Origin of the sequence: Pseudomonas sp. GXM4, assembly GCF_008923895.1 — a bacterium.
In the GTDB taxonomy this organism is placed as follows: domain Bacteria; phylum Pseudomonadota; class Gammaproteobacteria; order Pseudomonadales; family Pseudomonadaceae; genus Aquipseudomonas; species Aquipseudomonas atacamensis.
Genome location: NZ_WBRZ01000196.1, coordinates 1 through 10,345 on the forward strand (window position 1 = coordinate 1; position 10,345 = coordinate 10,345).

At 60.4% G+C, this 10,345-nt stretch carries 13 protein-coding genes; 6 read left to right on the forward strand and 7 right to left on the reverse strand.

Annotated features, from left to right (window positions below; all coding sequences use genetic code 11):
• Window positions 1-76: 76 nt before the first annotated feature.
• From F8N49_RS20435 to F8N49_RS20455, 5 genes are all read right to left on the reverse strand, one after another.
• Window positions 77-448, reverse strand: coding sequence for a glutathione S-transferase N-terminal domain-containing protein (locus F8N49_RS20435; protein WP_130929258.1), 372 nt, complete (start codon window positions 446-448; stop codon window positions 77-79).
• A gap of 103 nt (window positions 449-551) precedes the next feature.
• Window positions 552-1,097 (reverse strand): GTP cyclohydrolase I FolE, encoded by a 546-nt coding sequence (folE, locus tag F8N49_RS20440; RefSeq protein WP_016773769.1) that lies wholly within the window; start codon window positions 1,095-1,097, stop codon window positions 552-554.
• 77 nt (window positions 1,098-1,174) lie between these two features.
• Window positions 1,175-1,732 carry a Smr/MutS family protein gene (locus F8N49_RS20445; RefSeq protein WP_071171525.1) on the reverse strand — a complete coding sequence of 186 codons (558 nt, stop codon included), beginning with the start codon at window positions 1,730-1,732 and terminating at the stop codon, window positions 1,175-1,177.
• 74 nt (window positions 1,733-1,806) lie between these two features.
• Complete coding sequence (locus F8N49_RS20450) at window positions 1,807-2,127, reverse strand: hypothetical protein (RefSeq protein WP_016773771.1); 321 nt, start codon at window positions 2,125-2,127, stop codon at window positions 1,807-1,809.
• Window positions 2,128-2,257: 130 nt separating this feature from the next.
• Window positions 2,258-2,848 (reverse strand): cysteine hydrolase family protein, encoded by a 591-nt coding sequence (locus F8N49_RS20455; protein WP_016773772.1) that lies wholly within the window; start codon window positions 2,846-2,848, stop codon window positions 2,258-2,260.
• 239 nt (window positions 2,849-3,087) lie between these two features.
• Between F8N49_RS20455 and prmB the strand changes: the two genes are divergently transcribed.
• Window positions 3,088-3,996: a 50S ribosomal protein L3 N(5)-glutamine methyltransferase gene (prmB, locus tag F8N49_RS20460; RefSeq protein WP_151552317.1), complete on the forward strand. Its 909-nt coding sequence runs from the start codon at window positions 3,088-3,090 to the stop codon at window positions 3,994-3,996.
• A 138-nt stretch (window positions 3,997-4,134) separates the two neighbouring features.
• On the opposite strand, the gene F8N49_RS20465 is transcribed toward prmB, so the two are convergent.
• Window positions 4,135-4,926 (reverse strand): hypothetical protein, encoded by a 792-nt coding sequence (locus F8N49_RS20465; protein ID WP_024012221.1) that lies wholly within the window; start codon window positions 4,924-4,926, stop codon window positions 4,135-4,137.
• Window positions 4,927-5,025: 99 nt separating this feature from the next.
• Complete coding sequence (locus tag F8N49_RS20470; protein WP_110645197.1) at window positions 5,026-5,979, reverse strand: alpha/beta hydrolase; 954 nt, start codon at window positions 5,977-5,979, stop codon at window positions 5,026-5,028.
• Window positions 5,980-6,109: 130 nt separating this feature from the next.
• Between F8N49_RS20470 and aroC the strand changes: the two genes are divergently transcribed.
• The 5 genes from aroC (at window position 6,110) to mtnC (ending at window position 10,330) form a co-directional block, all read left to right on the forward strand.
• Window positions 6,110-7,201 (forward strand): chorismate synthase, encoded by a 1,092-nt coding sequence (aroC, locus tag F8N49_RS20475; protein ID WP_151552319.1) that lies wholly within the window; start codon window positions 6,110-6,112, stop codon window positions 7,199-7,201.
• A gap of 34 nt (window positions 7,202-7,235) precedes the next feature.
• Complete coding sequence (locus F8N49_RS20480; RefSeq protein ID WP_151552321.1) at window positions 7,236-8,381, forward strand: MFS transporter; 1,146 nt, start codon at window positions 7,236-7,238, stop codon at window positions 8,379-8,381.
• The gene (locus F8N49_RS20485) at window positions 8,378-9,004 is read left to right on the forward strand and encodes a methylthioribulose 1-phosphate dehydratase (protein WP_151552323.1); all 627 of its coding nucleotides are present in this window, start codon (window positions 8,378-8,380) and stop codon (window positions 9,002-9,004) included. Before F8N49_RS20480 ends, F8N49_RS20485 begins: the two co-directional genes overlap by 4 nt.
• A gap of 92 nt (window positions 9,005-9,096) precedes the next feature.
• Window positions 9,097-9,642, forward strand: coding sequence for an acireductone dioxygenase (locus tag F8N49_RS20490; RefSeq protein ID WP_038861971.1), 546 nt, complete (start codon window positions 9,097-9,099; stop codon window positions 9,640-9,642).
• A gap of 4 nt (window positions 9,643-9,646) precedes the next feature.
• Entirely contained in the window at window positions 9,647-10,330 is a 684-nt protein-coding gene (gene mtnC / locus F8N49_RS20495) for an acireductone synthase (RefSeq protein WP_122705885.1), read from the forward strand.
• Window positions 10,331-10,345: the final 15 nt, after the last annotated feature.

Sequence of the window (10,345 nt, forward strand, 5' to 3'; positions counted from 1 at the left end):
ATTCTTGTCTACAACCTGAGATCAATGTGGGAGCTGGCTTGCCAGCGATGGCGCCATCAGCCACAGCACATCAATGTCAGACCGCCGCAAACCGCTTATCCAGATAATCGATAATCACCTTGGATTCATACATCCAGGTGGTTTGCCCGTTCTCTTCAATACGCAGGCAAGGCACTTTGATCCGGCCACCCTGTTCCAGCAGGGTCTGGCGATCCTGCTCGTTGTTCTTCGCGTCTTTCAGCGCCACCGGCACATTCAGACGATGCAGGGCGCGGCGGGTTTTCACGCAGAACGGGCAGGCGTGAAATTGGTACAGAGTCAGATCTTTCGCGGCAGCGTCGACTTGTGCCTGAGCAGCAGCGGGGCGTTTTGTCTTGCCCGGGCGGGTGATGAAATCGACGAAGATAACCAGTTGGCCGAGGCCGACACGAAGCGCTTTGACGAACACGTTGAAAGCCTCACGGTGCAAATGAAGAAAGGCGCGCAGCTTACCCGATTTTTCACAGGCGAAAAAAAACCGGCGATCAATGCCGGTTCTTTTCTGTTGCGAACTACTTGATGAGGCTGAGGAATTCGCTACGGGTTGCCGCGTTTTCACGGAATTCACCGAGCATCACCGAAGTGATCATCGACGAATTCTGCTTTTCGACGCCGCGCATCATCATGCACATGTGCTTGGCTTCGATAACCACGGCCACGCCCAGCGCGCCGGTGACTTGCATTACCGCATCGGCGATCTGGCGGCTGAGGTTTTCCTGAATCTGCAGGCGGCGCGCGTACATATCGACGATCCGCGCAACCTTCGACAGGCCCAGTACTTTGCCGCTCGGGATGTAGGCGACATGCGCCTTGCCGATGAACGGCAGCAGGTGGTGTTCGCACAACGAATACAGCTCGATGTCCTTGACCAGCACCATCTCGCTGTTGTCGGAGCTGAACAGGGCACCGTTGGTGACCTCTTCGAGCGTCTGTGCATAACCGCGGCAGAGGTACTGCATGGCTTTGGCGGCACGCTTTGGCGTGTCGAGCAGGCCCTCGCGGGACACGTCCTCGCCCAATTGGCCGAGAATCGCGGTGTAATTCTGTTCCAGGGACATGAAACTACCTGTGGGGATTTTCGCAAAGGGCAAGGGTACGGTGGCGGACACAACCCTGCAAGTTCGGTGTGACGGCTTTATTCGTCGCGGCCTTCCATCATCGTCCGTTTCAGCATCACATAAACCGCGCCGGCACCGCCGTGTTTGGCCTGGCACGAGCAGAAACCGAGCACTTGCGCATGCTGGCGCAGCCAGGTATTGACGTGGCTTTTGATCATCGGGCGCTTGCCATCCAGGCGCACAGCCTTGCCGTGCGTCACGCGCACGCAGCGGATTTCGAATTTGGTCGCTTCGGCAAGAAATGCCCAAAGTGTTTCCCGAGCCTTTTCCACGCTCATGCCGTGCAGGTCGAGACTGCCTTCGAACGGGATCTGCCCGACCTTGAGCTTGCGCATCTGGCTTTCCTGTACGCCGTCGCGAGACCACATCAGCTCGTCTTCCGGGCCGACGTCGATCACGAACTGGTCGGAGAGGCCGTCAATGATGGTGGTGTCGCTGCGCACGGTGGCGGACTGACGCAGCTTGGCGATCTGCGCGCGGTCAGCCTTGGGTTTGCCGGTGTCGGCGCGGTCGTGCTTGATCGGCTTGACGCCCTGGATCGCACTTTTGAACAGAGAAAAATCGTCGTCTTGCATGTCAGCCTCCGCGAAGGGCGGCCAGTTTACCCAAGTCGACAGAAAACGGCCCGGCAAAAAGCCAGGCCGTTGGGTCAGTCGTGTTTTTTCATCAGATGCGGGGACATGTTCAGTTCCCGCGATTGCCGTGCGCGACGGCGGCAGCGGCGCCACAGGGCAACGCCGAAATACAGAAACAGCAAGCCGACGGCGAGCATGATTGCCGAACCCAGCGGCGACGCGTTCAGGTCACCCAGCGCCGGCGGGCGGCCGAGCAGGCTGGCGGCGCCGGCCATCGCCAGCAGCACGCCGAACGTCGCCAGAATGGCCGAGATCGCCGCGCCAAATCGAAAACGCCAGTTGCTTTGGCCTTTGGGCCGCAAACGGCGTGCGTCAAATCCATCGGATAACTTCATTCCGACCTTCCTCAATGGTATCGGCCCTTCGACCGGGAGTTGACCGGGTTGTTCCTGAGGCTATGGCATTTGCGGCAAATCAGCGGATATAGCGGATGAGCGGCGCCGTGCACCGCTCACAAGGGCAGGATCAGATCAGGTCCTGAGTCTTGGCCAGCGTGGCGAAGTTGTCAGCCATGATCGCCATTTCCGCTTCCTGCACGCGTTCGGCGCTGAGCACGCCGCCCTTGAACGGCAGATCGCGGGTCGCGCAGGCGTCTTCGACCAGGGTGCAGCGGAAACCGAGGTTCTTTGCCGCGCGCACCGTGGTGCTGACGCTGGAGTGACTCATGAATCCGCAAACGATCAGGTCCAGAGAGCCGAGGTTCTGCAGGCGCTCGAGCAGTTCGGTGCCATGGAATGCGCTCGGCAGCAGTTTGCCGATAATGGTTTCATCGCCTTGCGGTTCGAGACCGGGGATGAATTCGCCACGTTCGCCCTGCGGGTCGAACAGGCCACCAACGGTGCCGAGATGACGCACGTGCACGATCGGCCGACCGGCGGCACGGGCTGCGGCAACCACTTGTTTGATGTTCGCGACGGCCGCGTCCATGCCGCTCAGGGCCAGCGGGCCACTGAGGTATTCCTTCTGGGCATCGATGATGACCACGGTGGCATGGCTCAGGGTGGCCGCTGCGTAACCGCGACCGCTGAGTTGAAACATCGTTTTTGGAACGGACATTCTGGGGCTCCTCGGGGTGGGGCTTTTGCGACATTGTCCTCTGGCTGAGCGGTTCTGTGAATCGCTACCATCGTAGGCGCCGTCGTTCTTGGCCTGCAGCCTTGTCAAGTTACACGTTCCGTTCAATGCCTGATGCAAAAAAAAGAAATCTCCTACCGTTACCGCACGGTTTTTCCTGCGTCGTCGTCGCGCGTTTTGGCTGCTAGAATCGCCAGTCGTTTTTTCTGGAGTTCTACGCCGTGATCACTTCCCGACTTCGTACCCTGCGCGACCACATCCGTTGGGCCGTCAGCCGCTTCCATGGGGAGGATCTGTTTTTCGGTCATGGCACCGACAACGCCTGGGACGAGGCGCGCCAATTGGTGCTGGGCGCTTTGCACCTGCCTTGGGAAATCGCCGACAGCTATCTTGATTGCGCGCTGGAAGATGACGAACTGGTCAATCTGCAGCGCTTGCTCAAGCGCCGCATCGAAGATCGCGTTCCCACCGCCTACCTGCTCGGCGAGGCGTGGTTCTGCGGCATGTCGTTCATCGTCGACCCGCGCGTGCTGATCCCGCGTTCGCCGATTGGTGAGCTGATCGAAAACCGCTTTGCGCCGTGGATCGGCAGCGAGCCGGCGCGAATTCTCGACCTGTGCACGGGTTCCGGCTGCATCGGCATTGCCTGCGCTTACGAATTCCAGAATGCCGAAGTGGTGCTCGCGGACCTGTCGTTCGAAGCGCTGGAAGTGGCCAACCAGAACATCGAGCGCCATGGCGTCGATGAGCGCGTCTATACCGTGCAGGGTGATGGTTTCGACGGCTTGCCGGGTCAGCGTTTCGACCTGATCGTGTCGAACCCGCCCTACGTCGATGCGGAAGATTTCGCCGACATGCCGGACGAATATCAGCACGAGCCTGAACTCGGTCTGGCCTGCGGTGATGATGGTCTGAATCTGGTCCGGCGCATGCTCGCCGAAGCGGCGGATCACCTGACCGAGAAAGGTTTGTTGATTGTCGAGGTGGGCAACAGCCAGGTGCACGTCGAGGCGTTGTACCCGGAAGTCGATTTCGCCTGGCTGGAGTTCCAGCGCGGCGGGCATGGCGTGTTCATGCTGACAGCCGAGCAGTGCCGCGCGCATCAGGCACTTTTCGCAGCTCGCGTCTGACCTCTTTTAGGGACGCAGAGCGTCCCGGGCTGCATTCCCACGCAGAGCATGGGAACGATCGGATCGCAGCCTTCGGCAGCTCCTGCAGGATGTCCATCATTCCAGTGTAGGAGCTGCCGGAGGCTGCGATCTTTTGATCTACCGGTGCGTAGCAATCCAGATCAACAACCCCGCCTGAAACACCGCAAACGCCACCAGACACGTAATGGTGAAGCGCAACCCGGCGTCTTCACGCTTGAACTTGCTGACTTTCTCTTCCTGCTTCTTCAGTTTCACTTCCTGCTCAGCCAGATTCTGTTCGGCCTGCTGCAGCATCTGCGCGGCTTCAAGAATCTCGACGATCTGCAGTTTTTCGCTGTTCCAGTCACCCAGCAGGTCACCGACCTGCACAGCCTTGATGCTGCCTTTCAAATGCTGGGCATCGGCGTAAGCCACATCGAAACCGTGCACGCGCAGGAAATGGTCGCGGCGCAAGCGAGTGTCTTCGTTGAGCGCATCCTTGTTGTTCAGGTCGATGCCGTCGACGGTATAGCCGGGCCAGCGCTTTTTCGCCCAATTGATGCCTTGCGCGGCCATGAAACGACCAATGCCGCGATTCAGCGGTTCGACCTGCAAGCCACTGTCGGGACCGAAACTCACACGTTTGCTCGCGTGGTCGACCCACACATCAAGATGATTTTGTTCTTTGCGCACACGCTGGTTGGGCAGCTTGATCGCCATGCGCATCAGGCTGCGCTCTTTGCTGTTGCGCTCGGCGTAACCGAATTCGACAAAGCGCAACGGCCGGCCACCGGTGTTGCGGTCGGTCTGCAGCGGCGCCAGGCGGAGCATCTTGTGGTGCTCGGCCTGAACATCCGCCCACGGCAGTTCGACCGCTGGCGGTGCGTCTTTTTCAGCGCTGGTGTCGGGTGAAGTCTGGGTTTCAGTCATAACGGCGAGATCCTGTCCAAGCCCTGCTTGCCGCCAGACGTTGCGCTGGCGACAAAGGCTTATCGGCCGTTTTCTGTGAGGCTGGAGGGTAAAACGCAGTTAACTTGCACGAATTCCGTCAATAAATTCGATGACGGCGGCGCCCAGTTCGGCGGCCAGGGGCAAATTCGGGTCCTTGTAGGAGGCCAATTGCCGCTTCATGTCGTTGTGGACGATGCGCAGCACATGATTCATGCCTTCGATCACCGTCAGTTGCGCGTCCGGTTTCGCCGCCTTGAGCAGCTTCGCGTCTTCGGTGCCGACCTGAATGTCGTTGCTGCCCTGAACGATCAGTGCCGGCATTTTCAGCTGGGCAAAGGCTTGCGCCGGGTCCTGACGGAACAGCGAAATCAGGTACGGCTGCACGCTCGGGCGAAAGATCACCTGCAACGGTTGCGGCACGTTGTCATCGGTGTGGCCGGCCTTTAGGCTGTCGAGCAGTTCGTTGCTGCGCAGCATCAGTGGCGGCGGCAGGCTGCGCGCCAACTGTTCGCGGATTACCTGATCGACCGGGCGCGCGCTGCCGGACAGCGAGATCACCGCCGCTGCGTCCAGTTTCGGCGCGGCGAGGCTGGCAATCAGCGCGCCTTCGCTGTGGCCGAGCAGAATCAGTTTGCCGAAACGCGGATCGGCCTTGAGCTTCTGCCCCCACGCCACGGCGTCCGCCGCGTAGCCTTCTACAGACAAATCACGTTCATCAGGAGCGGCCGCCAGGCTCGCGGCGACGCCGCGCTTGTCATAGCGCACGCTGGCGATGTTGTGTTTGGCCAGCACCCAGGCCAAGCGCTTGAGGCTGTCATTGCGCCCGCCGTCGGGGTTGTTTCCGTCGCGATCTGTAGGACCCGAGCCAGAAATCATCAGAACAATCGGCACCGGGCTGTCGGACTTGGGCAGCAACAGCGAACCGAAAAGTTCGCCGCTGCCGGTGTCCAGAGTGACCGGGCGCTGTAGGACTGTCGCTTGGGCAAAGCCGGTAAAGAGGGTAAGACTCAAGATCAGAACTCGCAGCATCATCACGCCATCATTGGTCAAGGTGCCGGTTGGACTCGCCAGCACCACTAAGGTTCGAGGATGAACTACTCGGTTAGCCTGCGTATACTGGCGCGCATCAAGAATTCGGGTTTGATTTCACGGAGCGTCCTGCATGTCCGGCAATACCTACGGCAAGTTGTTCACTGTCACCACCGCTGGCGAAAGCCATGGTCCGGCGTTGGTCGCCATTGTCGACGGCTGCCCGCCGGGTCTGGAGATTTCCCTGGAAGATCTGCAGCGCGACCTCGATCGCCGCAAGCCTGGCACCAGCCGCCACACCACCCAGCGCCAAGAAGCCGATGAAGTCGAAATCCTCTCCGGCGTGTTCGAGGGCCGCACCACCGGTTGCTCGATCGGCCTGCTGATTCGCAACACCGACCAGAAGTCCAAGGACTACTCGGCGATCAAGGACCTGTTCCGCCCGGCTCACGCCGACTACACCTATCACCACAAATACGGCGAGCGCGATTATCGCGGCGGTGGCCGCAGTTCGGCGCGGGAAACCGCCATGCGCGTAGCGGCCGGTGCGATCGCCAAGAAGTATCTGGCCAGTCAGGGCATCGTCATTCGCGGCTACATGAGCCAGCTTGGCCCGATCGAAATACCGTTCAAGACCTGGGATTCGGTCGAAGAAAACGCCTTTTTCAGTCCTGACCCGGACAAGGTCCCGGAGCTGGAAGCCTACATGGACCATTTGCGCCGCGATCAGGACTCGGTCGGGGCGAAGATCACCGTGGTCGCCGAAGGCGTGATGCCGGGTCTTGGCGAGCCGATTTTCGATCGCCTCGACGCCGAACTGGCCCACGCGCTGATGAGCATCAACGCGGTCAAAGGTGTCGAGATCGGCGCCGGGTTCGCCTGTGTCGCCCAGCGTGGTACCGAACACCGCGATGAACTGACGCCGGAGGGTTTTCTCAGCAACAACGCCGGCGGCATCCTCGGCGGCATCTCGTCTGGTCAACCGATCGTTGCGCATCTGGCGTTGAAACCGACCTCGAGCATTACTACGCCGGGCCGCTCGATCGACGTGAATGGCAACCCGGTCGATGTGATCACCAAGGGTCGTCACGACCCATGCGTCGGCATCCGCGCGACGCCGATCGCCGAGGCGATGATGGCCATCGTGCTGATGGATCACCTGCTGCGCCACCGTGGGCAGAACGCCGATGTGCGCGTGAGCACGCCGGTGCTGGGCCAGCTCTGATGGCTGCGCTCAAAGCCGTCGCGGCATAACCGGCGTGGCGGCGCTTCCTTACTGGCGGCTGTCCAGTTTCTATCTGTTCTATTTCGCCTTGCTCGGTTCGACAGCGCCGTTTCTGGCGCTGTACTTCGATCACCTCGGCTTCAGTGCCGCGCGCATCGGCGAGCTGGTGGCGATTCCGATGCTGATGCGCTGCGTGGCGCCGAACATCTGGGGTTGGCTCGGCGATTACACCGGCAGGCGTCTGGCCATCGTGCGCTTCGGTGCTGTGTGCACGTTGCTGACCTTTTCGCTGATCTTCGTCAGTCAGACCTACGCCTGGCTGGCGATGGTCATGGCCCTGCATGCATTCTTCTGGCACGCGGTGCTGCCGCAGTTCGAAGTCATTACCCTCGCGCATCTGCAGGGGCAAACATCGCGCTACAGCCAGATTCGCCTGTGGGGCTCGATCGGTTTCATCATCACTGTGGTAGTGCTGGGGCGGCTGTTCGAATGGCTGAGCCTGGACATCTACCCGGCGGCGCTGGTGCTGATCATGGCCGGTATCGTCCTGAGTAGCCTGTGGGTGCCGAATGCACAGCCGGCGCAAGGCAATCGGCCGGCGGGCGAGGGCTTTCTCAAGCAATTGCGTCATCCCGGCGTGCTGGCGTTTTATGCTTGCGTCGCGCTGATGCAGGTCAGCCACGGGCCTTATTACACCTTTCTGACGTTGCACCTTGAGCGCCTCGGTTACAGCCGTGGCGTCATCGGCCTGCTCTGGGCCGTGGGGGTGGTGGCGGAAGTGCTGATGTTCATGGCCATGAGCCGCATTCTGGCGCGCTTTTCCCTGCGCCGGGTGCTGCTGGCGAGTTTCCTGCTGGCGGCGTTGCGCTGGGTGCTGCTTGGGTCGTTCGCTGAATTTCTCTGGGTGCTGTTGTTCGCTCAAGTGCTGCACGCAGCGACTTTCGGCAGCTTTCATGCGGCTGCCATCGCTTTCGTGCAACGTAGTTTCGGCGCCCGCCAACAAGGCCAGGGCCAGGCGCTGTATGCGGCACTGGCCGGCACCGGCGGGGCGCTCGGTGCGCTGTATTCCGGCTACAGCTGGAATGCCCTCGGCGCGACATTGACCTTTAGTATTGCCAGTCTCGCAGCGCTTGCCGCTGCCGTTATCATTGCCACATGTATGCAAGAGGACAGGCCATGAGCCTTAGCCGTGAACAGCTCGCCCAGCAGATCGTTGACGCCGGGCGTTTTCTATATGGCCGTGGCTGGTCGCCAGCCACCAGCAGCAACTATTCGACACGCCTGTCGCCGAGCGAAGCGCTGTTGACCGTATCGGGCAAGCACAAGGGCCAGTTGGCTGTGGATGACGTGCTCGCTACCGATCTGTCCGGCAATAGCCTGGAGCCGGGCAAGAAACCCTCCGCCGAAACCTTGCTGCACACCCAGCTCTACCGCTGGCGCGCGGAAATCGGCGCGGTGTTGCACACCCATTCGGTGAATGCCACGGTGCTGTCGCGTCTGACCCCGGAAGATTTCATCGAGTTCGAAGACTACGAATTGCAGAAAGCCTTCAGCGGCATTTCCACCCATGAATCACGGGTGCGTGTGCCGATTTTTGACAACGATCAGGACATTGCGCGCCTCGCCGCCAAGGTGCAGCCTTGGCTCGACGCCCATCCTGATTGCGTCGGTTATCTGATTCGCGGCCATGGTCTCTACACCTGGGGCGCGCAGATGAGCGACGCGCTGCGGCAGATCGAGGCCTTTGAATTCCTGTTTGAATGCGAGTTGAAAACCCGCAGCGTCATGAACCGCAAAGGCTGAGTTCACCAGAAACAGCCCGTTTGCCTGATGCCACGCGGCGCCCGACCGGTCTGCAAGAGCCGGACGGCGCCGCCGCTACCGAGGAATTGCCCATGAGCAGCCTGTCCGTTTATCACGTTTCCAGCCCTGAGATTCCCAACAAGGTGCTGACCCATTTCGAAGACATCGCCTCGACGCTGGCCGAGCAGGGCGTGCGTTTCGACCGCTGGCAGGCCGCCGCGAAGATCCAGCCCGGCGCCAGTCAGGAAGAGGTCATCAGCGCTTATAAAGAGCAGATCGACAAGCTGATGACCGAGCGCGGCTACATCACCGTCGACGTGATCAGCCTCAACAGCGACCATCCGCAAAAAGCCGAACTGCGCGCCAAGTTCCTCGAAGAGCACCGCCATGGCGAAGACGAAGTGCGATTTTTCGTTGCCGGTCGTGGCTTGTTTACCCTGCACATCGACGATTACGTCTATGCCGTGCTCTGTGAAAAGAACGACCTGATCTCGGTTCCGGCCGGCACCAAGCACTGGTTCGACATGGGCGAACATCCGCACTTTGTGGCGATCCGTCTGTTCAACAACCCGGAAGGCTGGGTTGCCAATTTCACCGGCGAAGACATCGCCGGTCGCTTCCCGCGTCTGGAGGACTGAAACCGTGTCGATCAAAGCCATCCTCACCGACATTGAAGGCACCACCAGCGCGGTGAGTTTCGTCTTCGACGTGCTGTTTCCCTACGCCGCCAAACATTTGCCCGACTTTGTGCGGCAGAACGCTTCGCGTGCTGATGTCGCCGAACAGCTCGACGCCGTGCGCCGAGACAGCAATGAGCCGCTGGCTGACGTTGAACGGGTTGTTGAAATCCTCTTGAGCTGGATCGCCGAAGACCGCAAAGCCACGCCGCTCAAGGCATTGCAGGGCATGGTCTGGGCGCAGGGCTATCAGGCAGGGCAGCTGAAAGGGCATGTTTATCCGGATGCCGTTGAAGCGCTGCAACGTTGGCATGCGGCCGGTTATCAACTGTTTGTTTACTCATCCGGCTCGATCCAGGCGCAGAAGCTGATCTTCGGTTGCTCGGAGGCGGGGGATCTGACGCCGCTGTTCAGCGGCTATTTCGACACCACATCGGGGCCGAAGCGTGAGGCGCAGTCTTATCGCCATATTCAGCAGGCAATTGGGGTAGATGCGGGGGAGATCCTGTTTCTCTCGGACATCGTCGAAGAGCTCGATGCTGCGCAGTCGGCTGGCCTGAAAACCTGCGGCCTGGCGCGTGAAGGGGGGGAGCTGGGAAGCCACATTACCGTCGACATCTTCACCGGAATTGAACCCGAAGCTTTCTGATCCACACGAATCAAA